The sequence below is a fragment of the Streptomyces coelicoflavus genome, assembly GCF_045041415.1.
GTDB lineage: Bacteria > Actinomycetota > Actinomycetes > Streptomycetales > Streptomycetaceae > Streptomyces > Streptomyces coelicoflavus.
Map to the genome: position 1 here is coordinate 5,235,588 of NZ_CP108218.1, position 25,033 is coordinate 5,260,620.

At 72.1% G+C, this 25,033-nt stretch carries 27 protein-coding genes, 1 tRNA gene and 1 riboswitch; of the genes, 16 read left to right on the top strand and 12 right to left on the bottom strand.

All coding sequences use genetic code 11. The features are described from left to right. Positions 1-22: 22 nt before the first annotated feature. From OHA99_RS23295 to rdgB, 4 genes are all read left to right on the top strand, one after another. Positions 23-256 (top strand): glucose PTS transporter subunit EIIB, encoded by a 234-nt coding sequence (locus OHA99_RS23295; RefSeq protein ID WP_007388582.1) that lies wholly within the window; start codon positions 23-25, stop codon positions 254-256. Positions 257-344: 88 nt separating this feature from the next. Then, a complete protein-coding gene (gene rph / locus OHA99_RS23300; RefSeq protein WP_153179643.1) occupies positions 345-1,085 on the top strand; it encodes a ribonuclease PH in 741 nt (246 codons plus the stop codon). 181 nt (positions 1,086-1,266) lie between these two features. After that, complete coding sequence (locus OHA99_RS23305) at positions 1,267-1,671, top strand: hypothetical protein (RefSeq protein WP_153179644.1); 405 nt, start codon at positions 1,267-1,269, stop codon at positions 1,669-1,671. Positions 1,672-1,718: 47 nt separating this feature from the next. Continuing rightward, on the top strand, positions 1,719-2,321 hold the full coding sequence (gene rdgB / locus OHA99_RS23310) for an RdgB/HAM1 family non-canonical purine NTP pyrophosphatase (RefSeq protein WP_381502227.1): 603 nt from the start codon (positions 1,719-1,721) through the stop codon (positions 2,319-2,321). Between the two features lie 41 nt (positions 2,322-2,362). Here the strand turns inward: rdgB and OHA99_RS23315 are convergent. The 3 genes from OHA99_RS23315 to bcp form a co-directional block, all read right to left on the bottom strand. Beyond that, positions 2,363-2,446: transfer RNA gene (locus OHA99_RS23315), tRNA-Leu, on the bottom strand. 54 nt (positions 2,447-2,500) lie between these two features. Then, positions 2,501-3,460 (bottom strand): HNH endonuclease, encoded by a 960-nt coding sequence (locus OHA99_RS23320; protein WP_266571896.1) that lies wholly within the window; start codon positions 3,458-3,460, stop codon positions 2,501-2,503. Positions 3,461-3,646: 186 nt separating this feature from the next. After that, on the bottom strand, positions 3,647-4,114 hold the full coding sequence (bcp, locus tag OHA99_RS23325; RefSeq protein WP_153179646.1) for a thioredoxin-dependent thiol peroxidase: 468 nt from the start codon (positions 4,112-4,114) through the stop codon (positions 3,647-3,649). Positions 4,115-4,206: 92 nt separating this feature from the next. Between bcp and OHA99_RS23330 the strand changes: the two genes are divergently transcribed. The 3 genes from OHA99_RS23330 (at position 4,207) to OHA99_RS23340 (ending at position 5,403) form a co-directional block, all read left to right on the top strand. Beyond that, positions 4,207-4,539: a DUF3618 domain-containing protein gene (locus OHA99_RS23330; protein ID WP_165685863.1), complete on the top strand. Its 333-nt coding sequence runs from the start codon at positions 4,207-4,209 to the stop codon at positions 4,537-4,539. A 74-nt stretch (positions 4,540-4,613) separates the two neighbouring features. Next, complete coding sequence (locus tag OHA99_RS23335; RefSeq protein ID WP_202483635.1) at positions 4,614-4,916, top strand: co-chaperone GroES; 303 nt, start codon at positions 4,614-4,616, stop codon at positions 4,914-4,916. Positions 4,917-4,987: 71 nt separating this feature from the next. Beyond that, positions 4,988-5,052: riboswitch (guanidine-III (ykkC-III) riboswitch) on the top strand. Between the two features lie 30 nt (positions 5,053-5,082). Then, positions 5,083-5,403, top strand: a complete 321-nt coding sequence (locus OHA99_RS23340) for a multidrug efflux SMR transporter (RefSeq protein ID WP_007388588.1) — start codon at positions 5,083-5,085, stop codon at positions 5,401-5,403. On the opposite strand, the gene OHA99_RS23345 is transcribed toward OHA99_RS23340, so the two are convergent. Continuing rightward, positions 5,397-7,811 (bottom strand): transglycosylase domain-containing protein, encoded by a 2,415-nt coding sequence (locus OHA99_RS23345; RefSeq protein ID WP_405698991.1) that lies wholly within the window; start codon positions 7,809-7,811, stop codon positions 5,397-5,399. The two genes, OHA99_RS23340 and OHA99_RS23345, sit on opposite strands and share 7 nt — an antisense overlap. A 180-nt stretch (positions 7,812-7,991) precedes the next feature. Here OHA99_RS23345 and OHA99_RS23350 point away from each other — a divergent pair, with 180 nt between their 5' ends. The 4 genes from OHA99_RS23350 to OHA99_RS23365 are packed head-to-tail and all read left to right on the top strand — an operon-like array spanning position 7,992 to position 11,540. Then, entirely contained in the window at positions 7,992-8,798 is an 807-nt protein-coding gene (locus OHA99_RS23350) for an ABC-2 family transporter protein (protein WP_007450060.1), read from the top strand. Next, complete coding sequence (locus OHA99_RS23355; RefSeq protein ID WP_405697630.1) at positions 8,791-9,633, top strand: ABC transporter permease; 843 nt, start codon at positions 8,791-8,793, stop codon at positions 9,631-9,633. Before OHA99_RS23350 ends, OHA99_RS23355 begins: the two co-directional genes overlap by 8 nt. Before the next feature lie 23 nt (positions 9,634-9,656). Continuing rightward, entirely contained in the window at positions 9,657-10,670 is a 1,014-nt protein-coding gene (locus OHA99_RS23360; protein ID WP_405698992.1) for an ATP-binding cassette domain-containing protein, read from the top strand. Positions 10,671-10,703: 33 nt separating this feature from the next. Next, a complete protein-coding gene (locus OHA99_RS23365) occupies positions 10,704-11,540 on the top strand; it encodes a DUF1707 domain-containing protein (protein ID WP_164384568.1) in 837 nt (278 codons plus the stop codon). 578 nt (positions 11,541-12,118) lie between these two features. On the opposite strand, the gene OHA99_RS23370 is transcribed toward OHA99_RS23365, so the two are convergent. Next, positions 12,119-13,483 carry an SGNH/GDSL hydrolase family protein gene (locus OHA99_RS23370; protein ID WP_366472989.1) on the bottom strand — a complete coding sequence of 455 codons (1,365 nt, stop codon included), beginning with the start codon at positions 13,481-13,483 and terminating at the stop codon, positions 12,119-12,121. Between the two features lie 200 nt (positions 13,484-13,683). Between OHA99_RS23370 and OHA99_RS23375 the strand changes: the two genes are divergently transcribed. The 3 genes from OHA99_RS23375 (at position 13,684) to OHA99_RS23385 (ending at position 17,070) form a co-directional block, all read left to right on the top strand. Continuing rightward, on the top strand, positions 13,684-15,060 hold the full coding sequence (locus tag OHA99_RS23375) for a DUF445 domain-containing protein (RefSeq protein ID WP_366472988.1): 1,377 nt from the start codon (positions 13,684-13,686) through the stop codon (positions 15,058-15,060). A gap of 82 nt (positions 15,061-15,142) precedes the next feature. Continuing rightward, entirely contained in the window at positions 15,143-16,657 is a 1,515-nt protein-coding gene (locus OHA99_RS23380; RefSeq protein ID WP_153179659.1) for an MFS transporter, read from the top strand. Positions 16,658-16,710: 53 nt separating this feature from the next. Beyond that, positions 16,711-17,070 carry a VOC family protein gene (locus tag OHA99_RS23385; RefSeq protein WP_153179660.1) on the top strand — a complete coding sequence of 120 codons (360 nt, stop codon included), beginning with the start codon at positions 16,711-16,713 and terminating at the stop codon, positions 17,068-17,070. Positions 17,071-17,084: 14 nt separating this feature from the next. On the opposite strand, the gene OHA99_RS23390 is transcribed toward OHA99_RS23385, so the two are convergent. Beyond that, positions 17,085-17,387, bottom strand: a complete 303-nt coding sequence (locus OHA99_RS23390; protein WP_054100802.1) for a hypothetical protein — start codon at positions 17,385-17,387, stop codon at positions 17,085-17,087. 162 nt (positions 17,388-17,549) lie between these two features. Between OHA99_RS23390 and OHA99_RS23395 the strand changes: the two genes are divergently transcribed. Further along, complete coding sequence (locus OHA99_RS23395; protein WP_405697634.1) at positions 17,550-18,434, top strand: alpha/beta fold hydrolase; 885 nt, start codon at positions 17,550-17,552, stop codon at positions 18,432-18,434. A 112-nt stretch (positions 18,435-18,546) separates the two neighbouring features. After that, entirely contained in the window at positions 18,547-19,017 is a 471-nt protein-coding gene (locus OHA99_RS23400; RefSeq protein ID WP_366472986.1) for a carboxymuconolactone decarboxylase family protein, read from the top strand. A gap of 262 nt (positions 19,018-19,279) precedes the next feature. Here the strand turns inward: OHA99_RS23400 and OHA99_RS23405 are convergent, their stop codons facing one another. From OHA99_RS23405 to OHA99_RS23430, 6 genes are read right to left on the bottom strand one after another with little or no spacing between them, the layout of a single operon-like run. Then, positions 19,280-20,506, bottom strand: coding sequence for a cytochrome P450 (locus OHA99_RS23405; protein ID WP_153179663.1), 1,227 nt, complete (start codon positions 20,504-20,506; stop codon positions 19,280-19,282). Positions 20,507-20,517: 11 nt separating this feature from the next. Next, positions 20,518-21,750: a cytochrome P450 gene (locus tag OHA99_RS23410; RefSeq protein ID WP_153179664.1), complete on the bottom strand. Its 1,233-nt coding sequence runs from the start codon at positions 21,748-21,750 to the stop codon at positions 20,518-20,520. After that, positions 21,747-22,376 carry an ATP/GTP-binding protein gene (locus tag OHA99_RS23415; protein WP_228126207.1) on the bottom strand — a complete coding sequence of 210 codons (630 nt, stop codon included), beginning with the start codon at positions 22,374-22,376 and terminating at the stop codon, positions 21,747-21,749. The genes OHA99_RS23410 and OHA99_RS23415 overlap by 4 nt, the downstream gene beginning before the upstream one ends. Further along, entirely contained in the window at positions 22,354-22,707 is a 354-nt protein-coding gene (locus OHA99_RS23420) for a DUF742 domain-containing protein (RefSeq protein WP_153179665.1), read from the bottom strand. The genes OHA99_RS23415 and OHA99_RS23420 overlap by 23 nt, the downstream gene beginning before the upstream one ends. Next, positions 22,704-23,126 carry a roadblock/LC7 domain-containing protein gene (locus OHA99_RS23425; protein ID WP_007450033.1) on the bottom strand — a complete coding sequence of 141 codons (423 nt, stop codon included), beginning with the start codon at positions 23,124-23,126 and terminating at the stop codon, positions 22,704-22,706. Before OHA99_RS23425 ends, OHA99_RS23420 begins: the two co-directional genes overlap by 4 nt. Before the next feature lie 2 nt (positions 23,127-23,128). Then, a complete protein-coding gene (locus tag OHA99_RS23430) occupies positions 23,129-24,814 on the bottom strand; it encodes an ATP-binding protein (protein ID WP_405697638.1) in 1,686 nt (561 codons plus the stop codon). Positions 24,815-25,033 lie beyond the last annotated feature (219 nt).

Here is a 25,033-nt window from a genome sequence, read left to right on the forward strand (position 1 = left end):
GCTCGGATCAGGGAGAACCAACATGGCCAGCAAGGCTGAGAAGATCGTCGCCGGCCTCGGCGGCATCGACAACATCGACGAGATCGAAGGCTGCATCACCCGACTCCGCACCGAGGTCAACGACCCCGACCTGGTCAACGAAGCCGCCCTCAAGGCCGCCGGCGCCCACGGCGTCGTCAAGATGGGCACCGCCATCCAGGTCGTCATCGGCACCGACGCCGACCCGATCGCCGCGGAGATCGAAGACATGATGTGAGCCACCGGTCCGACCACCGGCTCACCGGCAAGGGGCCTCTCCCACCGCGGGACAGGCCCCTTCCCCATGGGCCGCTAGGCTCACCCGCATGTCACGCATCGACGGCCGCACCCCCCAGCAGCTCCGCCCCGTCACCATCGAACGCGGCTGGAGCAAGCACGCCGAAGGCTCCGTCCTCGTCTCCTTCGGCGACACCAAAGTCCTCTGCAACGCCTCCGTCACCGAAGGCGTCCCGCGCTGGCGCAAGGGCAGCGGCGAAGGCTGGGTCACCGCCGAATACGCCATGCTCCCCCGCGCCACCAACACCCGCGGCGACCGCGAGTCCGTCAAGGGCCGCATCGGCGGCCGCACCCACGAGATCAGCCGCCTCATCGGCCGCTCCCTGCGCGCCGTCATCGACTACAAGGCCCTCGGCGAGAACACCATCGTCCTCGACTGCGACGTCCTCCAGGCCGACGGCGGCACCCGCACCGCCGCCATCACCGGCGCCTACGTCGCCCTCGCCGACGCCATCACCTGGGCCCAGCACACCAAGCGGCTCATCAAGCCCAGCCGCAAGCCCCTCACCGGCACCGTCTCCGCCGTCTCCGTCGGCATCATCGACGGCACCCCGATGCTCGACCTCCCCTACGAGGAAGACGTCCGCGCCGACACCGACATGAACGTCGTCTGCACCGGCGACGGCCGCTTCGTCGAGGTCCAGGGCACCGCCGAGGCCGAGCCCTTCGCCCGCGACGAACTCAACGCCCTGCTCGACCTCGCCGCCGCGGGCTGCACGGAACTGGCCGAACTCCAGCGCAAGGCGCTCGACGAGACCCTCGACCGGTAACGCGAGCACCCCGGCCCGCAACGCGGGTAAAGGGAACACCAAAGGCGCGCAACTCGGCCGCCCGACGGAGCGTCCCTAGCAGTACAGCACCACGGGCGTACGGCAGCGGACTCTGCCGTACGCCCGCTGCCGCACCGCACACGGGCCGCCCGGCCCTGTCCCAAGGGGAGGACCGAGACCCATGGCCGCGAGCCGCCACCGCCGCCTTCGCCGCACCGCCACCGCCGTCGCCACCGTCGCGACCATCGCGCTGACGGTCGGACTCACCACCGGCTGCGACGCCGTCGACAAGGCACTCGACTGCGTGCGCACGGCCGACGCGATAGCCGACAGCGTCACCGAACTCCAGCAGGCCGTGGAGAACACGGACGACCCCACCCAGTGGGAGGAGTCCCTCGACTCCATCGACAAGAACCTCGGCAAGATCGGCGACCAGACCGACAACGCCGACGTCAACAAGGCCGTCGACGACCTCGGCAAGGCCGTCGACAACGTCCGCACCTCGGTCGAGAACGGCGACGAGACCCCCGACCTCAGCCCCGTCACCGACGCGGCGGGCGAACTGACGAAGGTCTGCACGCCGTAGGGGAGGGCTCGGACCGGCAGGGCGGGGGGTCCGGAATACTGACCCCCATGACCCGCCTCATCCTCGCCACCCGCAACGCCGGAAAGATCACCGAACTGAGGGCCATCCTCGCCGACGCGGGCCTGCCGCACGACCTCGTCGGCGCGGACGCCTACCCGGAGATCCCCGACGTCAAGGAAACCGGCGTCACCTTCGCCGAGAACGCGCTCCTCAAGGCCCACGCCCTCGCCCGGGCCACCGGCATCCCCGCCGTCGCCGACGACTCCGGCCTCTGCGTCGACGTCCTGAACGGCGCGCCGGGCATCTTCTCCGCCCGCTGGGCCGGCCGCCACGGCGACGACAAGGCCAACCTCGACCTGCTCCTGGCCCAGATCGCCGACATCGCCGACGAACACCGGGGCGCCCACTTCGCCTGCGCGGCGGCCCTGGCCCTGCCCGACGGCACGGAGCGCGTGGTCGAGGGCCAACTCCGCGGCACCCTCCGCCACGCCCCCGCCGGCACGAACGGCTTCGGCTACGACCCGATCCTCCAGCCGGAGGGCGGGACGAGGACCTGCGCGGAACTGACGGCGGACGAGAAGAACGCGATCAGCCACCGCGGCAAGGCGTTCAGGGCGCTGGTGCCGGTGGTGCGGGAGCTGTTGGGGTGATACTCACAGAAGGGGCCGCCCAACGGACGGCCCCCTTCTCGTGCGGCCGGTGGGATTCGAACCCACACGGGCTTTCGCCCACGGCGATCTAAACGCCGCTCGGCTGCCAGTTACGACACGGCCGCTCAAAACCGGTCACAGTGCTCGACCGGTGGCAGCCAGTGTACGGGGGCAACGGGTCACCCTGCGAGGGGCGCCTCGCCTTTCCGGCGACACCAGGTCTCCGTCATGGCGTGGCAGTTGGGACAGAGGTACCGCAGGTTCTCCCGACGGTTGTCCCGCCAGTTCCCATTGACATGGTCGATCTGAAGGGTGATGCGTCGGCCGAGCCATTCGCCGGTGCTGCCGCAGGTTTCGCAGGAGTACGGCACCCCGATCTCACCCAGAGCCCTGTGCAGTTGGGCCCTGTTGGTTCGGCAGGCGTGAGACGGGAGAACGATCAGCACTCGGTGAGCAGTAGACGCTGGGGCGGGCGGCTCTGCTCGCCCCCAGGACCTGCGCTCGAAATGACTGGTGTCGATACCCAGTCGCGCGACCGTGCGTCGGACTCGGCGATGGTTGACGTCACAGACCTCCAGCCCGAGGCCTCGCATGACGTCGGCATAGCTTGTGCAACACGGCACAAGATCGCGTAGCTGATCTTCGGGAATATGCAGGCGCCGGTGCGAGAAATGACTCGTGTCGATGCCCTGGACGTTCATCATGCGACGCAGTGTGGCCCGCGAGCGGCTGTCGTCCGGTACGCCCAGCGCACGCGCGACGGCCCGCACGCTGGTCACTTTTGCCGCTGCGGTACGCAGTTCACCGGTAGTGAAAGGCAGGTCTACGTCGGCCTGGTTGAGGCCGGGGAAGTGGCTGACGTCGATTCCTGCTGCGCTGATGCGGCGTCGGATGTGGGACAGGGTTCCGGTGGCCGGGGTCGCACCCAACTTCAGCGCCACCTCCCGCAGAGAGGACGACGAGGCGGCGGCCTCAGCGATGGCCGCGTCGGGATACTTGCGCCAAGGGCTGCGCTTGACGAAGTGGCTCGTGTCCAGCCCGTATCCGTCGACCCTTTCCTGGAGCACCCGTCTCTGGCCGCCGCTCGCCTTGAGGCCGAGGCGCCGCATCAGGTCTGTCCAGTTTCGAGCTTCGGCCACGGCATCCTTCAGCCGTTCCCGGCTGTACGCACTGGCCCCCATAGGATCCCCTCCGTCTCCGGCCACGCGTTCGCGGCCTCGTACGGAGTAACGAACCGTTTATCGGACAGTCACGTACGACATGCGGAAGGGCCCGTACCGGAAAGCTCCGGAGGAGCTTCGGTACGGGCCCCGCCGAAAGGGGTCTCAGATGCCCAGGTCCTTGATGATCTTGGCCACGTGGCCCGTTGCGCGGACGTTGTAGAGGGCGCGTTCCACCTTGCCCTGCTCGTCGACGACGATCGTGGAGCGGATGACGCCCAGGTACGTCTTGCCGTAGTTCTTCTTCTCGCCGAAGGCGCCGTACGCGTCGAGGACCTTCTTGTCCGGGTCGGCGAGGAGGGTGACCTTCAGGGACTCGGTGTCGCGGAACTTGGCCAGCTTCTCCGGCTTGTCGGGGGAGATGCCGATGACGTCGTACCCGGCGCCGGTCAGCAGCTCCAGGTTGTCCGTGAAGTCGCACGCCTGCTTCGTGCAGCCGGGGGTAAGCGCCGCAGGGTAGAAGTAGACGATGACCTTGCGGCCCTGGTGGTCGGACAGGGACACCTCGTTGCCGTCGGCGTCCGGGAGGGTGAAGGCCGGGGCCTGGTCCCCGGGCTGGAGTCGCTCGCTCATCGATCCAGCGTAACGGGGGGTCCTGACAGTGCGAGCGGGCCTGGAGCTGACAGACTGTCCGGGACAGTGTCGGAAGACTTCGGAGGCGTACGGTGGCGGACACGTCGGACATCAGAACCCCGGCGCAGATCGAGGCGGACATCAAGCGCCGCCGCGAGGTGCTGGCCGAGACGCTCGACGAGCTCGGGATGCGGGTGCACCCCAAGACGATCGTCGACGACGCGAAGGCCAAGGTGGCCGCCAGTGTCGATCACACGCTGGGACGGGCGTACGTCCAGGTCAACCGGGTGGTCAGCGATGTGAGGGCGCAGTTCGTGGACGAGCAGGGCGCCCCGCGGATGGAGCGCGTCGTGCCGGCCGCGCTGGTGGTGGCCGGGGTCGTGGGGCTGCTCGCGTTCGGCGGCACCCGGCGGCGCAGGCGCTGAGCGGGGGCAGGTAGGTTCAGGGCGTGAGCGCCAAGAAGAACGAGCACCCCCAGGACGACAAGCTGCCCATCCGGATGCTGCACGACCGCGTGCTCGTGCGGCAGGACTCCGGCGACGGCGAGCGGCGTTCCGGGGGCGGCATCCTGATCCCCGCGACGGCGGCCGTCGGCAAGCGGCTGGCCTGGGCCGAGGTCGTCGCGGTCGGGCAGAACGTGCGGACCGTGGAGCCGGGCGACCGGGTGCTGTACGACCCGGAGGACCGTGCCGAGGTCGAGGTGCGGGGTGTGGGCTACGTGCTGATGCGCGAGCGTGATCTGCACGCCGTGGCGGCGGACCGGTTCGAGGGGTCGGAGGACTCCACCGGGCTGTACCTCTGAACCACGGGTCCAGGTGGGACTTCGGGGGCTGGTGATCAAGGTCACCAGCCCCTTTCTCCTGTCTCCGCCTGTCTTTGCTACGTTGGGAAACACCCGACGAGACGCGCCGTACCGGGCCAGGAAAAGACGACGCACCCCGTTCAGTTCGTTCACGGAGGTGCCTGTCATGGCGTGGGTTCTGCTGTTCGTCGCCGGTCTGCTCGAGGTCGGCTGGTCGATCGGGATGAAGTACACCGACGGTTTCACCCGGCTGTGGCCGAGTGTGTTCACGGGTGCCGGGATCGTCGCGAGCATGGTGCTGCTGTCGTACGCGGCCCGGACGCTGCCCATCGGTACCGCCTACGGCGTGTGGGTGGGGATCGGTGCGGCCGGGGCGGCGGTGCTCGGCATGGTGGTGCTGGGGGAGCCGGCGACCGCCGCCCGGATCTTCTTCATTTGTCTGCTGCTGGTCGCCGTCGTGGGGTTGAAGGCGACCTCCGGTCACTGACGCCGGGGGGTGCCGGGGAAGCCGGGGAGACCGGTGTCGGAGTCGCCGCCGCCCGCGCCGTCGGTGGCCCCGCCGCCCGGGTCGGTGCCGCCGTTGGAGGAGTCGCCGGAGTCGCCGGAGTCGCCGCCCGAGTCGCCGCCGCCCGTGGGGCCGGGCTCGGTGCTGGGGCCGCCCGAGCCGGGGGTGCCGCCGCCGGTCGTCGGGGGACCGGTCTCGGTGCCGCCGGAGTCGCCGGGCGGGGTGCTGCCGCCGGAGTCGCCCGGGGTCCGGGTGTCGTCCTCCTCGTCGGTGGACGGGGCGTCCGGGTCGCCGCTGCCGCTCTCGTCGCCGTCGCCGGGTTCGTCCGAGGAGTCGCTGCTCGGGGGCGCGGTGACGTCGGCGCCCGTCTGGAGCTGGAGGTCGAAGTCGGCGACGGGTTCGCCCTCGAGGGCGTTGCGGGTGTACTGGCTCCAGATCTCGGCGGGGGCGCCGCCGCCGTTGATGCGGGGGAGGCCCATGGCGCCGTAGAGGGGCTTGTGGGCGGCGGTCTTGGGGTCCTGGCCCATGACGGCGACGACGGTCGCGAGGTCGGGGGTGTAGCCGGCGAACCAGGCGGCCGTGTCCTCCTCGGCGGTGCCGGTCTTGGCCGCGGCGGGGCGGCCGACGGCCTGGGCGGCGCTCGCGGTGCCGTTCTGGACGACGCTGCGCAGGACGGACGTGGTGGTGTCGGCGGCCTCGCGGCTGACGGCCTGGTGCTCGCGCCGCTCGGGCAGCTCGATCTCCTGCTTGCCGTCCTTCGTGACCTTCTCGACCAGCGTGTAGGTGCTGTGCCTGCCGTGGTTGGCGAGGGTCGCGTAGGCCTCCGCCATGTCGAGGGGGCTGGCGGTGGCGACGCCGAGGGCGATGGAGGGGGAGGGGGTCAGTTCGGGCGTGTTCTTGGAGAGTCCGAGGTCGATCGCGGTCTGCTTGACCTTGTCGGAGCCGACGTCGACGGCCATCTGGGCGTACACGGCGTTGATGGACTTGTCGGTGGCCTCGCGGACGGTGACGTGGCCGTAGTCGCGGTGGTCCTCGTTCTCGGGGGCGTAGCGGCCGCCGGCCCAGCCCTGGACGGGGCGTTCGCTGGTGCCGTCGTAGCGGGTGTTCGGGTTGATCGTCTGGCCGCTCTGCGTCTCGGAGTGGTTCTCGACGGCGGACGTGAACACGAAGGGCTTGAAGGTGGAGCCGACCTGGAAGTCGCGGCGGGTGGCGTTGGGCGTGTACTGCTTGACGTAGTCGATGCCGTTGTACATCGCGACGACCTTGCCGGTCTTCGGGTCGACGGAGGCGCCGCCCGCGCGGACGTAGGTGTCGACCTTGCGTTCCTTCTTGTCCAGCTGGGACATCAGCTTGTCGTCGACGGCCTTGACGAAGGCGTCCTGCTTGTCCTTCTGGAGGGTGGTGGTGATGCGGTAGCCGCCGCGGCCGAGTTCCTCCTCGTCGACGATGCCGTTCTCGATCAGGTACTTCTTGACGATGTTGACGACGTAGCCGCGCTGTCCGGACATGTTGGTGGAGATCGTGGACTGCTTGGGCTTGGGGAACTTCGCGGCGGCGCGGTCGGAGGGGCTGAGCCAGCCCTTGTCGACCATGCCGTTCATGACGTAGTTCCAGCGGGCCTCGGCGGCGGGCTTGTTCTCGGGGTGGGCGACGACGTCGTACTGGCTGGGTGCGTTGAGCAGGGAGGCGAGGTAGGCGCCCTGGGCGGCGGTGAGGTCCTTGGCGTCGACGCCGAAGTAGGCCTGGGCGGCGGACTGGATGCCGTAGGCGCCGCGGCCGAAGAAGCTGGTGTTGAGGTAGCCCTCGAGGATCTCGGCCTTGCTCTTCTCGCGGTCGAGCTTGATCGCGATGAAGAACTCCTTCACCTTGCGGGTGACGGTCTGGTCCTGGGCCAGGTAGTAGTTCTTGACGTACTGCTGGGTGATCGTGGAGCCGGACTGCTTGCCCTTGCCGGTGGCGGTGTTCCAGCCGGCGCGGACCATCGCCATGGGGTCGATGGCGGACTCGGTGTAGAAGTCGCGGTCCTCGGCGGCGAGCACGGCGTGCTGGGCGTCCTTGGAGATGCGGGCGAGGCCGACGCTCTCGCGGTTGACCTCGCCGTCGCGGGCGAGGACGCTGCCGTCGGCGTACAGGTAGACGTTGGACTGCTTGGTGGCGAGCGCGTTGGCGGCGGGGATCTGCACCAGGTGGTAGCCGAGGAAGAAGCCGCCGACGATCAGGAGCAGGCCGACGACGACGGTGCTCAGCACGATGCGCCAGGTGGGGATCAGCCGGCGCCAGCCGGTGCGCCTCGGCCGCTTGGGCTTCTTCGCCTTCCCGGCGGCCTCCGGTGCTCCCGACGCCCAGCCCCGGTTCGGCTGCTGTGGCTGCGGCTGCGGCTCGTCGCTCATCTCGTGCACGGACTCCTGTTTCATTTCGTACGGTTTTCGTACGTCTGAGTTCTTCTGAAGAAGACTCTCGCACCGTGGGTTCCGTTCCCACTCGACGGCACACCCGTGAAATTCCGTGGCAGGGGCCTTGGCGGTCGCACTAGGCTCCTGCGCTTCGGTGCCGGTCGGAGGGGGAGGTCTGTGAGTGCGGGCTCGGGGCGGTTGTACGGGGCCGTCGCGGCGGGTGGATTCCGACGGTACGCGACGTATCGGGCGGCCACGGCGGCCGGGGTGTTCACCAACACCGTCTTCGGACTGATCCTCGTCTACACCTATCTGGCCCTCTGGGACGAGAAACCGCAGCTCGGAGGGTACGACCAGGCGCAGGCCGTGACGTTCGTGTGGCTGGGGCAGGCGCTGCTTGCGGCGCTGGCGATCGGCGGCGGGGGCTTCGAGGACGAGCTGATGGAGCGCATCCGTACGGGTGATGTGGCCGTCGATCTGTACCGTCCGGTCGATCTTCAGCTGTGGTGGCTGGCGGCGGACGTGGGCCGGGCGGTGTTCCAGCTGCTGGGCCGCGGGGTGGTGCCGTTCGTGTTCGGATCGTTGTTCTTTCCGGTGGCGCTGCCGCGTGAGGTGAGCGTGTGGGCGGCGTTCCTGGTGACGCTGGTGCTGGCGATGCTGGTGGGTTTCGCGCTGCGCTATCTGGTGGCGCTGTCGGCGTTCTGGCTGCTGGACGGGACCGGGGTGACGCAGATGGCGTGGCTGGCGGGGCTGTTCTGCTCGGGGATGCTGCTGCCGCTCAACGTGTTCCCGGGGGCGCTCGGCGACGTGGTGCGGGCGCTGCCGTGGTCGTCGCTGCTCCAGGCGCCGGCGGACGTGCTGCTCGGGGAGGCGGATCCGCTGCGGACGTATCTGTTCCAGGCGTCCTGGGCGGTGGCGCTGCTGGCGCTGGGCCGGCTGGTGCAGTCGGCGGCGACGCGACGGGTGGTGGTCCAGGGTGGCTGAGGCGGGCGGCACGGAGGTACGGCGCGGGCGGGTCGTCGAGGGGGTGCGCACATACGGGCTGATCGCGGGGATGTGGATCAGGTCGACGATGGCGTACCGGACGTCGTTCGCGCTGACGACGTTCGGGAACTTCGCGATGACCGCGCTGGACTTCGTGGCGATCCTGCTGATGTTCTCCCGCGTCGACGCGCTGGGCGGCTGGTCGCTGCCCGAGGTGGCGTTCCTGTACGGGCTGTCCGGGGTGTCCTTCGGTCTGGCCGACCTGGCGATCGGCTCGATGGAGCGGCTGGGGCGCCGGGTGCGGGACGGCACGCTGGACACGCTGCTGGTGCGGCCCGTGCCGGTGCTCGCGCAGGTGGCGGCGGACCGGTTCGCGCTGCGCCGGCTGGGCCGGGTGGTGCAGGGGCTGCTGGTGCTCGGGTACGCGCTGGTGGTCCTCGACGTCGACTGGACGGCGGGGAAGCTGCTGCTGATGCCGGTGGCGCTGCTGAGCGGGGCGGGGATCTTCTGCGCGGTGTTCCTGGCGGCGGGGGCGTTCCAGTTCGCGGCGCAGGACGCCTCGGAGGTGGCCAACGCCTTCACCTACGGCGGTACGACGATGCTGCAGTACCCGCCGACGGTGTTCGCCCTCGACCTGGTGCGCGGGGCGACGTTCGTGGTGCCGCTGGCGTTCGTGAACTGGCTGCCGGCGAGCTATCTGCTGGGGCGGCCGTATCCGCTGGACCTGCCGGAGTGGGTGGCGTTCACGCCGCCGCTCGTGGCCGCGGCCTGCTGCGCGCTGGCGGGGCTGGCCTGGCGGGCGGGCCTGCGTTCGTACCGGAGCACCGGGAGCTGAGGGAGCTGAGGGAGATGCGGGAGATGCGGGAGATGGCGGAGACGGTGACGGAAGCGGTGGCGGAGGCGGGCGCCGCGCCCTTCATCGAGCTGGACGGTGTCGAGAAGGTCTTCGACGTGCGCAAGAAGACCGGTTTCATGAAGCGGGAGCGGCGGCAGGTGCGCGCCGTGGACGGGCTCTCGTTCACGGTGTCGCGCGGCGAGATGGTGGGCTACATCGGTCCCAACGGCGCCGGTAAGTCGACGACGATCAAGATGCTCACCGGCATCCTGACGCCGAGCGGCGGCCGGCTGCGGGTGGCCGGCATCGACCCGTCCCGGGACCGGACCCGGCTGGCGCACCGCATGGGCGTGGTCTTCGGGCAGCGCACGACGCTGTGGTGGGATCTGCCGCTGATCGACTCCTACCGGCTGATGCACCGCATGTACCGCGTCCCCGACGCCCGTTACCGGGAGAACCTGGACCGTTGTGTGGAACTCCTCCAGCTCCAGGACCTGTTGGACGTGCCGGTGCGGCAACTGTCGCTCGGCCAGCGAATGCGCGGCGACATCGCGGCGGCGCTGCTGCACGATCCGGAGGTGCTCTACCTGGACGAGCCGACGATCGGTCTCGACGTGGTCTCCAAGAACAAGGTGCGGGGATTCCTGCGGGACTTGAACGCGGAGCGCGGCACGACGGTGCTGCTGACCACGCACGACCTCCAGGACATCGAGCAGCTGTGCTCGCGGGTCATGGTCATCGACCACGGCCGGCTGATGTACGACGGTCCGCTGGACGGCCTGCACGAGGTGGGGGAGAGCGAACGCACCCTGGTGGTGGACCTGGAACGGGAGTTGCCGCCGATCGACGCGCCGGAGCCCGCGCGGGTGGTGCGGGTGGAGGGGCCGCGGCAGTGGCTGGCGTTCCCGGCGTCGGCGTCGGCGGCCGGGCTGGTGGCGGCGGTCGCGGCCCGGTATCCCCTGGTGGACCTGTCGGTGCGGGAGCCGGACATCGAGTCGGTGATCGCGAAGATGTACGCGGAACGCGCGGGCGCGTAGTGTCCGGCGCGGTCACCTCGTAGGCTGCTGTTCATGACCGACGACGCCCCGGAACTCCGCGCATCCGACGCCGACCGTGAACGAGTCGCCGAGGTCCTGCGCGACGCCCTCGCCGAGGGGCGCCTGGACATGACCGAGTTCGAGGAGCGGCTGGACGCCACGTACAGCGCGCGGACGTACGGCGAGCTGGCGCCGATCACCCGTGACCTGCCGGTCGGCACGGTGGCCGAGGCGCCCCGGGTGTCGATGACCAAGGAGCCCGCCCGGGACGGGGGCTGGGCGGGGCGGATCACCGGCGCGGAGCCCTCGTCGACCTGGGCGGTCGCGGTGATGTCCGGCTTCCAGCGCAAGGGGCGCTGGACGGTGCCGGGGCGGTTCAACTGCTTCGCGTTCTGGGGCGGCGGGGAGATCGATCTGCGCGAGGCGGACTTCTCGGCCGGCGAGGTCGTGATCAACTGCGTCGCGATCATGGGCGGGATGAACGTGGTCGTGCCGCCGGGTGTCGAGGTGATCGTGCGCGGCATCGGCATCATGGGCGGCTTCGACCACAGCGAGGAGGGCGTCCCCGGCGACCCGGGCGCCCCGCGCGTGGTCGTGACGGGCTTCGCCTTCTGGGGCGGCGTCGGCGTCGAGCGCAAGGTGACGCGGGCGGAGCGGCAGCGTCTGAAGGAGGAGCGCCGGCAGGAGAAGCTGGAGCGCAGGGCCGCGCGGAGGGAGCTGCACTCCGCCGCCCGGGAGGACGCGGAGGACGCCCACCGCAGGATGCTGGACGACCACCGGGACATGCTGCGCGAACACCGCGACGACCGCCGCGACCGCCGCGACCTGCGCCGCGAGAACCGCGACCGCCGCAGGCACGGCGAGGACTGACGCCCGGACCGCCACGGGCGGGGCCACTCGTGCCGGAGGCGCGTGAACGGGGCAGCCCGTGGGCCCGGCGGATGTGCGCAGCGTGCCGGCCGGGGCCGCGTGGAGCGCCCGTCGGGCCGGGGACCCTGCGCTGCACCGCCCGGGCCCGTCGGGCCGGGACGCGTGCCGCACCCGCCCGAAACCCGGAGGCCGGGGACGTGCGCCGCGTCCGCCCGGAACGGGGGGCGGTGGACGTCTGCCGTGTCCACCCGGAACGGGAGGGGTGGGGACGCCTGCCGCGCCAGCCCGGGCTCGCCCGGCCGGGTCGTCGCGGAGCCCCGTGTCGGCCGGGTGCCGTGGACGGAGGGACGGGGCGGTTGCTACCGGCGGCCGGTGCTCGGCCTTGTACGGCACCGCCCGGGCCCGCCTGACCGGCACCGTGGTGGCGCGCCCGGTGCCGAGCGGGGCCCGTTGACACGGTGGGTGGTCCCCCGCGGGACGGTGTTCGGATGGTGCGGCGCCGGGGCGGTCGCCGCCCGCGCCCGGCACCGCGGCCGGACGGGGCACCGCTCCCGGCACCGCGCCCCGCCCGGACGGCCCTACGCCTCGACCGGCACCGCGCCCTTCAGCGCGTCCAGGTCGAGGATCTCGCCCATGCGGGCGTAGCCCTTGTCGCCGGGGTGGAGGTGGTCGCCGCTGTCGTAGTCGGAGCGCATCCGGCGCGGGTCGTAGGGGTCGCGCAGGGCCTTGTCGAAGTCGACGACCGCGTCGAAGATCCGGCCGGAGCGGATCTCCTCGTTGATCTCCTGCCGCATGGTCTCGCGGGCCTTGGTGTAGCCGCCGTAGCCGCCGAACGGTGTGATCGTCCCGCCGACGACCCGCAGTCCCCGGGCGTGGGCCTGGTCGACGAGGGTGCGCAGGCCGGTGAGGACGGCGTCGCGGTCGGCGAGTTCCGGGCTGTGCAGGATGTCGTTGACGCCGAGGAGGATGACGACGACCTTGACGCCCGTGCGGTGCAGCACGTCGCGTTCGAAGCGGCTCAGGCCGCTCGGGTTGTCGGCAGGCCGGCCCGTCCTGCCGGTCAGGAGCCGGTTGCCGCTGATGCCCTCGTTCACGACGCTGTAGCGGGGCGTGTCCCGGCCGTCGCCCGCCGCGTCGTGCAGCCGCTCGGCGAGGACGTCGGTCCAGCGGTGGTTGGCGTCGACGTCGGCGCCGAGACCGTCGGTGATCGAGTCGCCGAAGGCCACCACCGTGCCGTCGGCCTCGTGGCTCAGCACGTCCAGCGCGGTCAGGTAGCGCCAGTACGGCGTGGGCGTGGTGTACGCGACGCCGGTGACGTCCGCCGTGCGGTCGCCGTCGGCGAGGTAGCTGGTCTGCCGGGCCATCGGGTGGTAGGTCACCGGCCCGGACGGGATGGGGGAGTACGTGGTGACCAGGACGTTCGCCCCGTACGGGATGGCGATGCGGGCGACGTCGCTCATCACCTGGCCGCCCGCCGGGATGATCACCCGGGCGCTGCCGCCGAAGGTCAGCCGGCGCATGGTGTCGGCGGTCGCGGCGGCCGTGTCGGGTCCCGCGGCCAGGGCTATCGAGGCGTGGGTGACGGTCAGGGGCGACTGGCCGTACAGGTTGGACAGGGTGATGCGCGCGCTGGTGCCGCCGACCGAGGTGTGCACGACGTTGCGCACGGAGCGGCCCGCCATGCCGGTCGTCCCGGTGCCCGGCTCGGCCGCCGCCGGCGCGGTGGCCCAGGCGCCCACCCAGGCGCCGGTGGACGCGGGGGCGACGTCTCCCCGCGGGAGGCGGCCTCCGGCCCGCAGCGCGTGGTCCCTGGTGCCGTCGTCCGCGGACGCTCCGGCGTATATGGCCGCGGAGATCGCCACTATCAGGGTGACGATCGCCGCGAGCAGGGCACGGTGCTTGGTGGGGGGCGCCCCCGCACCCCCGTCACGACCCCGGGTCATGCTGTGCTGTTCTCCTCGGGCGAGGGGAGCCCCGAGGCTCCGGTCCGATGAACCCATGATGCGTCATGGGTGGAGGAAGTGCCGCGGGAGCCCCGGGCGTTCCCCCTCCCGGGGACAGACGCCGGGAACTTGTGTTCCGTTCCGGGAGTCGGTCATGAAGGGACAATGTGTGAGGGACGTATCAGCGAACGGTGGAGCGGATGGAACGCACGAAAACGGAACTTCCCGGCGGCGCGGGGGGCGGCACGGGTGGTTCCGGCGGCGCGGGGGCGGGCACCGGTGACGGCGGCGCGGGCGTGGTGCGCGACCGGGCGATGACGTCCTTCAGCCCGGCCGACGAGGAGAAGCGGCGCGGCGTGCGCCGGATGAAGCTCACCGCCACCGGCCTGCTGCTCTTCGTCGCCGTGGTCTACGTCCTGGCCGAGTGGGCCTCCCACCGGGGCGCGGGCGCCTGGGCGGGCTATGTGTCGGCCGCCGCCGAGGCCGGCATGGTCGGCGCGCTCGCCGACTGGTTCGCGGTCACCGCGCTCTTCCGCCACCCGCTCGGCATCCCCATCCCGCACACCGCGATCATCCCGAAGAAGAAGGACCAGCTGGGTGTCTCGCTGGGCGAGTTCGTCGGCGAGAACTTCCTCTCCGAGGACGTCGTACGCCACCGGCTGCGCGCCGTCGGCATCGGCAGCCGCCTCGGCGCCTGGCTCGCCGTGCCCGAACACGCCGACCGGGTGACGGCCGAGCTGTCCGCCGCCCTGCGCGGCGCCCTCACCGTGCTGCGCGACTCCGACGTCCAGGCGGTGGTCGGCGAGGCGATCACGCGCCGGGCCGACGCCCAGGAGATCGCCCCCGGCATCGGCAAGATGCTGGACCGGGTCGTCTCCGACGGCGGTCACAAGCGCGCCGTCGACCTGATCGTCTCCCGCGCCCACGACTGGCTGATCCTGCACGGCGACTCCGTGATGGACGCCGTACAGGGCGGGGCGCCCGGCTGGACCCCCCGGTTCGTCGACCGGAAGATCGGCGACCGGGTCTACAAGGAGCTGCTGCGCTTCGTCACCGAGATGCGCGACATGCCCGCCCACCCCGCGCGCGGCGCCCTCGACCGCTTCCTCACCGACTTCGCCGCCGACCTCCAGTCCGACACGGAGACCCGGGCGCGGGTGGAGCGGCTGAAGACCGAGGTGCTGGGCCGCGGCGAGGTCCAGGACCTGATCGCGTCCGCCTGGACGGCCGTACGCTCCATGATCGTCTCGGCGGCGGAGGACGAGCGCAGCGAACTGCGGCTCAGGGTGCGCGCCTCGCTCCTCTCCCTGGGCACCCGGATGGCCTCCGACCCCAAGGTGCAGGGCAAGGTCGACGGCTGGGTGGAGGGCGCCGCGGTCTACGTGGTGACCACCTACCGCAAGGAGATCACCTCGCTGATCACCGACACCGTGGCGGGCTGGGACGCCGAGCACACCACCAAGAAGATCGAGGCCAACATCGGCCGCGACCTCCAGTTCATCCGCATCAACGGCACGGTGGTCGGCTCACTGGCCGGGCTGCTGATCTACACGGTCTCCCGCATCCTGGGGGCGTAGCCCCGGACGCGGCGCGTGGCGTGGCCGGTCCCGGGCACACGTGAGGCGTTCGCTCGACGGAGAGCCCGACGGAGAGGGTGCCATGGCAGCAGAAGCGTCGTCGTCGGGCTCGGTGCCCGCCTCCACCGGGACGGTCACCACGGCCGTCCCCGCCCGGCTCGACCGGCTGCCCTGGTCGCGCTGGCACTGGATGATCGTGATCGGCCTGGGCACCGTCTGGATCCTGGACGGCCTGGAAGTCACGATCGTCGGCAACGTCGCCGGACGCATCGCCGAGGACGGCAGCGGCCTCGACATCAGCTCGGCGCAGATCACCGGCCTCGCCGCCGCCCTCTACGTCGCGGGGGCCTGCTCCGGCGCCCTGTTCTTCGGCTGGCTGACCGACCGGCACGGCCGCAAGAAGCTGTTCATGCTGACCCTGGTGGTCTATCTGGCGGCCACCGCGCTGACCGCGGTCTCCTTCGAGTCCTGGTGGTTCTTCCTCTTCCGCTTCCTCACCGGCTTCGGTATCGGCGGCGAGTACGCGGCGATCAACTCCGCCATCGACGAGCTGATCCCGTCCCACTACCGGGGCCGGGTCGACCTCATCATCAACGGCAGCTACTGGCTCGGAGCGATCGGCGGCGCCCTGCTGTCCATCGTGATGCTGGACACCGACATCTTCGCCAAGGACGTCGGCTGGCGGCTCAGCTTCGCCCTCGGTGTGGTCCTGGGCCTGGTGGTGCTGCTGGTGCGGCGGCACGTCCCGGAGAGCCCACGGTGGCAGTTCATCCACGGGCAGGGCGAGAAGGCCGACCGACTCGTCTCGTCCGTCGAACGGGAGATCGAACAGGAGAAGGGCGAGAAGCTCCCGCCGCCGGCCGGTGAGATCACCATCCACCAGCGCAAGTCCATCGGCTTCGGCCTGATCGCCAAGACCGTCTTCCGCCGCTACCCGCGCCGCGCGGTCCTCGGCCTGTCCCTCTTCATCGGCCAGGCCTTCCTGTACAACGCGATCACCTTCGGCTTCGGCACCATCCTCATCACGTTCTTCGACGTGCCGACCGGCAGCACGGGCTACTACTTCGCCGTCATCGCCGCGGGCAACTTCTGCGGCCCGCTGCTCCTCGGCCACCTCTTCGACACGGTCGGCCGCCGCATCATGATCTCCAGCACCTACCTGGTCTCCGGCCTCCTGCTCTTCGGCACGGCCTGGCTCTTCGACCGCGGCTCGCTCACGGCGACGACCATGACGGCCTGCTGGTGCGTGGTGCTGTTCTTCGCCTCGGCGGGCGCCTCCAGCGCGTACCTGACCGTCTCCGAGATCTTCCCCATGGAGACCCGGGCCATGGCCATCGCCTTCTTCTACGCCCTCGGCACCGCCGCCGGCGGTATCAGCGGCCCGCTGCTCTTCGCCGACCTGACCGAGTCCGGCGTGGTCGGCGACACGGTCCTGGCCTTCCAGATCGGCGCCGGTCTGATGTGCGCGGCCGGCCTGGTGGCGGCGTTCCTGGCGGTGAAGGCGGAACGCCGTTCACTGGAGGACATCGCCGAGCCGCTGTCGACGGCGGCACCGGACGCGCCCGGAACAGAGGGCTCCGGCACGAAGACCGCGTAGCGTCGCACACGTAGCCCCGAACCCGGCCGGCACAGTCGTCGAGGAGCCCTCCGATGAGCATCCGCAGGATCGTCCCCAACATCCACGTCGAGGCCGAGGAGCAGTGGAACACGAGCCGCGAGTTCTACGGCCTGCTCGGCTTCGAGGAGGTCATGGACATGGGCTGGGTGACGACCCTGGCCTCCCCGTCCAACCCGACCGCCCAGATCAGCCTGTTCACCGAGGAACGCACGGCGCCCGTCGTCCCCGACCTCAGCGTGGAGGTCGAGGACGTCGACGCGGTCTACGACCAGGTCGCCGCGTCGGGCGCCGAGATCGTACGGGAGCCGCGGAACGAGGAGTGGGGCGTACGGCGCTTCTTCGTACGGGCCCCGGACGGCCGGGTGATCAACGTGCTGACCCACCTGCCCTGAGCGGACGTCCCTCCTCAGGCGCGCCGGTCGGCGACCGCCCAGGAGGCCAGCGCCACCGCGCCGGCCACACCGAACACGGCGGGCCACGCGCCGACCTTCTTGGCCAGCGGGTGCGACCCGGCGAACCCGGCGACGTACGCCGCCGTCAGCGCGCCCGCCGCCCTCCCGCCGGCCCGCTGCCGCCACTGCTGCGCGGCGGCGGCCCCGGCGACGGCGAGCACGGCCCCGCCGAGCTGCCGCTTCTTCGTCCAGCGGGCCACGCCGTACCCGCCGACGAGACCGCCCGCGGCGACCACCGCGCTGGGAACCTTCGCCATCTCTGCCTCCTGCTCCGACCGCGGCCGGACCTGCTCCGGCCGTACCGGCTTGTCGGCTTCGAGGCTAATCCCCGCCCCTTTCGGCCGAACACCGAGCCCTGATCGCGACACTCGCGGGTATCCGCTCCGTTGGGGGGGAGAGACGAGCCCCGGAGGAGACCGATGACCGCGCAGCGCCCCCGCACCTACGATCCGCCGCGCCCCCGGACGGTCACGGTGGACGGCGCCCGTGTCGCCTGCTGGGAGTCGGGACCGCCCGGCGCCGAGCCGGTGGTCCTCCTGCACGGCTACCCCGCCGACCACCAGTGCTGGCGCCACCAGGTCCCGCCCCTGTCCGAGCGGTACCGGGCCGTCACCCCGGACCTCCTCGGCTGGGGCGCCTCCGACCGCCCCCTCCACCTGTCCTTCGACTACGACACGGAGGTCGCCCGGCTCGGCCGGCTCCTCGACGCGCTGGGCCTCGACTCGGTGAACCTGGCCGGGCACGACTACGGCGGCTTCCTCGCCCTCGGCCTCGCCCAGACCCACCCCGCGCGGGTACGGCGGCTCGCGATCCTCAACAGCCGCGCCCACGCCACCTTCACCCGCCGCTGGTACGCCGTGTTCAGCCTGGTCGGCCTCGTCGGACGCACCCCCGCCCTCCGCGGCCCGGCGACGCGCCTGCCCTACGCCGCCCTCCACCGCCGCGCCTTCGCCCCGCTCGTCCGCGCCGGGCACCTGGAACCCCGCGTCCTGGACGGCTACGTCGGCTGGATGGCCACCCCCGAGGGCCGCCGCTGGCTGCTCCACTACTTCGGCGACTACCGCACCCCGGCCCGCCCGGAACTGCGCCGGGGACTGGGGGACATCGCCTGCCCGACGGCGGTCGTCTGGGGCCGCGCGGACCCGTACCTCAGCCCGGCGATCGCGACCGGGCTGGCCGCGTCCGTGCCCGGCGCCGAGCTGACGCTGCTGGACGGCGCGGGCCACTGGGTGATGGACGAACGCCCGGACGCCGTGACGGCGGCACTGGGCCGGCTGCTGGAACGCACCACCCCGATCGGGTGAGACGCAGGTCACATACGGGCCGTGCTCCGGCCTGTCACATCGCGCCGCCGGCATCCGTCGTAGCTGTGTACGACCGAGAAGCCGATCAGGCACCGATGGAGAGGAACCCGTCATGGAAGCGCGTCTCAACATGTTCGCCAGCCCGCTCGCCGGCAAGATCCTGCGCCACATCAACTCCGCGGGCAAGGCCGTGAGCGACTCGACGCTGCCGGCCGCGACCCAGGAGCTGGTCAAGATCCGCGCGAGTCAGATCAACGGCTGCGGCTTCTGCCTCGACATGCACACCAAGGACGCCGCGAAGGCGGGGGAGACCTCGCTGCGCCTCAACCTGATCGCCGCCTGGCGGGAGGCCAAGGTCTTCACCGACGCCGAGCGCGCCGCCCTGGAGCTGACCGAGCAGGGCACCCGCATCGCCGACGGCGGCGGCGTCACCGACGAGGCCTGGGCGAAGGCGGCCGAGCACTACGACGAGGAGCAGCTCACCGCCCTGGTCGGGCTGATCGCCGTCATCAACACCTACAACCGCCTGAACGTCATCACCCAGCAGCCGGCCGGCGACTACGAGCCGGGGATGTTCGGCTGAAGCCGACGGCTCCGGCCGGACATCCCCGGCGCCCGGTCCCGCTAGGGCCTGCCGTCACATTCCCGCCTGCCCGGCGACGCCATGCACGCTCCCCCACTGCCTTAAGGGCGTGGGAGGTACCCCCACTCGCCGCACCGGGCGCCGACCACGTACAACCAGTACGCCGGTCGACGCCCGGCACGCCGAGAGCACGCACCTGACGCCGCCGGACCCGCCCTTCGGGCGGACGACGGGAATGTGACGGCAGGCCCTTGCCCGCCGCTCAGCCGGCGTGCAGCAGGACCGGGAGCCGCTGGTGGCCGTTGCTGATCAGGGATGGCACGGGCGGCAGCTCCTCGGCCGGGTCCGCGAGGCGGATGTCCGGGAAGCGGCCGAAGAGGCTCTCCAGCGCGAGGGTCACCTCCATGCGGGCCAGCGGCGCGCCCAGGCAGAAGTGGACGCCGTGGCCGAAGGCGAGGTGCTCCTTGAGCGTGCGGGTCGCGTCGAAGGTGTCGGCGTCCTCGTGCCAGTCGGGGTGGCGGTTGGCGGCGGCGTACGAGGCGAGGATCGCCTCCCCGCGGGCGATGGTCCGCCCGTCCGGCAGGGCGATGTCCGTGACCGCGTACCGCAGCGGCAGATGCTTGACCGCCGGTTCGTGGCGCAGCGTCTCCTCCACCACGTCGCCCCAGGTGACCTCGCCCTTGCGGACGAGTGCGAGCTGGTCGGGGCGGGTCAGCAGGGTGTGCGCGGCCTGGTCGATGACGTTGACGGTGGTCTCGTACCCGGCGCTGATCATCAGCAGCAGTGTGTCGCGCAGTTCCTCGGGCGAGAGGCGGTCGCCGTCGCCCTCGTCGTCCCGCGCGGCGATGAGCAGGGACGTCATGTCGTCGCCCGGCGTGGCGCGCTTGGCGGCGATCAGCTCGTCCAGGACCCCGTACAGACGCGCGGTGTTGGCCTGGGCCTCGGCCTGGTCGAGGGTGGTGTCGAAGACGCCGTCCACCAGGGCGCGGAAGCCGTCGCGCCGGTCCTCGGGCACGCCCATGAGATGACCGATGACCGCGATGGGCAGCGGGTAGGCCAACTCCTTGCGCAGATCGACCGGTTCGCCCGTGGGAAGCTCCGCGAGCCGGTCGACGAGCCCGGTCACCATTCCCTCCACGGCAGGCCGCATCGCGGCTATGCGGCGGGCGCTGAACGCGGGCGCCACCAGCCGGCGCAGCTTGCGGTGATTGGGGCCGTACGCGGTGAACATGTTCTCCACCGCCACCCACAGCGCCAGCGGCCAGGTGGTGACGACCTCGCCGAAGGCGGGCCAGTGCGCCCGGGCGTCCTTGGAGACGTCGGGGCTGGTGAGCAGCTGTTTGAGCAGGCCGGGGTCGCTCACCGACCAGGCCTCCACCCCGAGGACGTCCACCCGCGTGGCCGGGCCGCCCTCCCGCAGGGTGCGGTGCTCGGCGTGGTGACCGGCGCCGGTGGGGTCGAGGACGAGGGCGGGCTGCTGGGTCGCCATGACCTGGCTCCTTAGTGTGCGGCGGGTTGCGCGGCGGGGAAGGTGACGGGCAGGGATTCGAGGGCGCGGTGGAACGGGCCGGGGCGCCAGGCCAGTTCGGCGAGCGGACGGGCCAGGTCCGTCTCCGGCAGCGCGTCCAGGAGATGGGTGACCGCGGTCTCGGCGATCAGGTAGGCGTGCGAGCGGGCGGGGCAGGTGTGCGGGCCGGTGCTCCAGGCCAGGTGGGCGCGATTGCCGCCGTGCTGTCCCGCGGGCACGCCCTCGGTGAGGGCCGGGTCGTTGTTCGCGGCCGCCATCGAGATCACCACCGGCTGGTCGGCCGGCAGCAGCACGCCCTCCACGTCGATGGGGTACGGCGGGTAGGAGATGCAGTAGTTGGCCATCGGCGGGTCGGTGTAGAGGACGGCGTCGAGCGCGTCGCGCACCGTGGAGAGCCCGGCGTGCAGGTCCGCGGAGAACTCCTCGTCGGTGAGGATCTTCAGGATCGTGTTGCTGATCAGGTTGGTCATGGGTTCGATCCCGGCGCCGTAGAGCGTGACGAGCTGGTGGCTCATCTCCTCGTCGGTCAGCTCGACGGGGTGCAGGGCCAGCCGGGACGTGATGTCGTCGCCGGGGTGGGCCCGGCGCAGGGCCACCAGGTCGGACACGGCCCGGGCGAGGATCACGTTGCCCTGCTCGGCGTTGGTGGTGTCGAAGATCTTCGCCATGCCGTCGGCGATGCGCTGCCCGATCTCGTCCGGGCAGCCGAGCAGCGCGCTCAGGACGCTGAAGGCGATGGGGAACGAGTACTGGGTGAGCAGGTCCGCCGAGCCGGTCGCGCGGAACCCGTCGATGGCACCGTCGGCGACCTTCTCGACCAGGGCGCGCAGTCCGTGCTGGTCGACCCCGTCGATGGCGTGGGTGTTGGCCGACCGGTAGCGGGCGTGCTCGGCGCCGCCCGAGCGCAGCGCGTTGGGCCGCCACTCCATCATCGGCCGCACCGGGCAGGTCGCCGGGATCAGCTTCTCCCAGGCGCGCGGGTCGGCCGGGAAGTGCAGCGGGTCGTTCAGGATGCGGCGGGCCTGGTAGTAGCCGATCACCAGGGTCGCGGGAACGCCGGGTGCCAGGTCGACCGGGACCAGCGGGCCGTGGGTGCGGCGCATGCTCCGGTAGGCGGCGTGCGGATCGGCGGCGAACTCCGGTGCGTACAGGGCGATCCGGCCCGGCGGACCGGGGGGCACGGGCTCGGCGGAGGGCAGCGTCATCGGCGGGACTCCAGGAGGGCGGCTGGACGGTGCTCGGTGAGGTACTCGGTGAGCGTGATCAGGGCGTGCAGGGAGGAGATGCGGTCGCGGGCGTCGAGGTACGTCAGGGGCGTGGCCGGCTCCAGGGCCAGCGCCTCGCGCAGCTCGGCCTCGGGGTACTCCGGGGCGCCGGGGAAGGTGTTGATGGCGACGGCGTACGGGATGCCCGCGGCGTCCAGCAGACCGAGGGCGTCGTGCGAGGCGTCGAGGTCGCGGGTGTCGGCCAGGACGAGACAGCCGAGGGCGCCCTCGGCCAGGTCCTCCCACAGCGGCTGGAAACGGGACTGACCGGGCAGCCCGAACAGGTACAGCGCGAGCCGGCCGCCGGCCATGTGGATGCGGCCGAAGTCCATCGCCACGGTGGTCGTCGTCTTGTGCGGGGTGCCGCGCAGGTCGTCCACACCGGCGCTGGCCTGCGTGATCGGCTCCTCCATCCGCAGCGGCCGTACCTCCGAGACGCTGCCGATCAGCGTCGTCTTGCCGACGCCGAAGCCGCCCGCGACCACGATCTTCGCCGACCGGGTCACCGTGGCGGGGACGTAGGTGACGGCCCGTTCGGCCCGGTCAGACGAGGGAGCGGAGTCCACGGAGTACCTCCTGCAGCAGGTCGAAGTCGGGCTGGTCGTCGATCGCGGCGACCGGGCTGGAGAGGTGGCCGGAGTCCATCAGCGAGGAGACGAGGATGCGCACCGTGGAGGGCGGCAGCTCCAGCGCGGCGGCGATGTCGGCGACGGCCAGGCCGCCGTTCGCGCCGGAGAACAGCCGCATCACCCGGCGGGCGTCCGGGCCGAGGGTGTCCGTGGGGCCGGTCGCGGCGATGACCACGCTCTCCAGGCGCACGTCCTCGCGCGCACGGATCCGGCCCTGGGTGCGGACGTAGGGCCGGACCATGTCGGGGTCGCGCCGCGGCCCGCTCATACCGGTTGGCCGCCGTCCGCGACCGGCACGCGCTCCTCCGTGCCCAGCTCGTGCCCCACCCGGGTGGCGAGCCGCACCATGTGGTGCGAGATCAGGCCGACGTCGGCGTCGGGGCCGGTCGTGCACACCGACAGCATGGTGTTCTTCGCGGCGGTGGTCGTCAGCCCGATGCAGCCGACCGACTCGATCAGCAGCTGCCGCATCCCCGCGCCGCCGGTGAACTCGTCCCAGGCCTTGCCCGCCGCGCGCAGCGCCGCCGTCAGCGCGGCGAACCGCTCCCCGTCGTCCTGGCCGATCGTCTCGGTGCGGGCCTTCAGCAACCCGTCGCTGCTCATCAGCACGGCGTACCGGACGCCCTCGACGCTGCCGAGTTCCTGGTCCAGCAGCCAGCCCAGGCTGTTGGTGTGTGTGTCTTGCACGATCAGTGTCCTTCGTCGTCAGCGCCGTCGTGGGGGGTGGGGTGAGCGGCGGGGGAGTGGATGGCGTCGGCGGAGGTCTGCGAGGGCCGCTCCCCGTCCCGGCCCCGGCGGGTACCGGCCGCCCAGGCGGCGGCGACGGCGGGACGGCCGGGCTCGGTGTCGTCGGGGACGGCGGGGCGGCGTACGGGGGCGGGCGCGGGGGGACGCCGGCGGACGGTGAGGCCGCTGGCGGTCGTGGTGGCCGCGGAGGCGGGGGCGGGCGTGGCCGCGGGGGCGGGGGCCGAGACGGCGGGCTCGGGCTCGGCGGCGGGGGCGGCGACCGGCTCGGGCCCGGGCACGGGGGCGGGTGTGCGTGCGGCGGCCGGGGCGGGCGTGGCCGCGGGGGCCGGGGCCGAGACGGCGGGCTCGGGGGCGGCGACCGGCTCGGGCCCGGGCACGGGGGCGGGCGCGGGTGCGGCGGCCGGGGCGGGCTCGGGGGCGGGCGTGGCGGCCGGGGCGGGCGCGGTGGCGTCCGCGGGCACCGCCTGTGCCGTGGCCTTCGGCGGCAGCGCGCGGTTCACGGCCGGCGGCACCGGCTGGGCCGCCGACGGGTCGACGACGAGGTTCTTGGGCAGGACGACCATGGCCCGGGTCCCCTGGTAGATGTTGGGCGCGGTCAGCTCGACGCGGAAGCCGTAGTTCTCCGCCAGCAGGGACGCGACGCGCAGCCCGGTCTGGGGGTGGGCGCCGAGGCGGGTGATGTCGTCGCGCTGCTCGCCGGACATCACGTCGCTGGCCCACAGCAGCCGCTCGTCGTCCATGCGCAGCCCGGCGTCGTCCACGATCAGGAAGCAGGCGTGGTGCCCCTGCTCCAGCGAGACGTGGACGCTGGCGGCGGGCGGCGAGTAGCGCAGGGCGTTGTCCAGCAGTACGGCGAGCGCGTGCACGACCGCCTCCACGGCGCGGCCCTCGACCACCACGGACCCCATCTCGGGGTGCTTGATCCGCTCGTACCCCTCGATCCGGCCCATGGCCGCCCGCACGATGTCGGTCAGCGAGGTGGCGGGCCAGCGCCGGGACAGCTTGTCCCCGGCGAGCACGGAGTAACCGGACGCGGTGAGCAGCATCTGCTGCGCGAGGTGGTCGATCTCCACGAGCGTCGCGTACGCCTCGTCCGAGATGTGCCGCCGTACGCCCTGGCTGACGGCCCGGCCCAGCTTGGCCGAGCGGGCCACGACGTTGTTGGCGAAGCCGCGCACGGCCGCCCGGGCCACGCCGACGGACTCGTGCCGTACCTGCGCGATCTGCCGCGCGGTGTCCTGCCGCACCTGCTCGGCGGCGTGGGCCGCGGCCTGCTGGGCGGCCGCCCGCTCCCGCGCCCGTACGTCGCCCACGGCGGCCGCCACCGCGCCGGGCACGGCGCGCAGCCGCTCGGCGAGCGGGGTCCCGTCGAGCTGCGCCGGCACGGGCAGCCCGCCCTCGGGTCCCGTACCGCCGTGCCCGCCGTTCGCCGCCGCCGGGATCACGGTGGCGGCCAGTTGTCCCACGTACTGCTCGGCGGCGACGAGTTGCAGGGTGAGCCGGTCGGCGTGCTCGCGCAGCTGCTCGGCCCGGCGCCGGGCCTGCTCGCCCTTGCGCCGGAAGTACCACGCGGCCCCGACTCCGGCCACCGCCAGCACGGCGGTGGCGGTCACTATCAGTTCAGTCATCAGGTCCTCACGGATCGGAAGCCGTCGGTGTGGGCGAGGTGGCCGAGGCGGGACGGCGCACGGGGGCGCGGCGGAGGGGCGGTGTGCTGCGGCGGGTGCGCGGGCCGGCCCGATGCCGGCCGGGCTCTCAACGGGCCCCGGCGGACCGGTGTCTCCCATGGGCACCCCGTGCCGCGGAGTCGGCAGCGGCGCGGGCGGCGACGAAGGCGCACGACATGG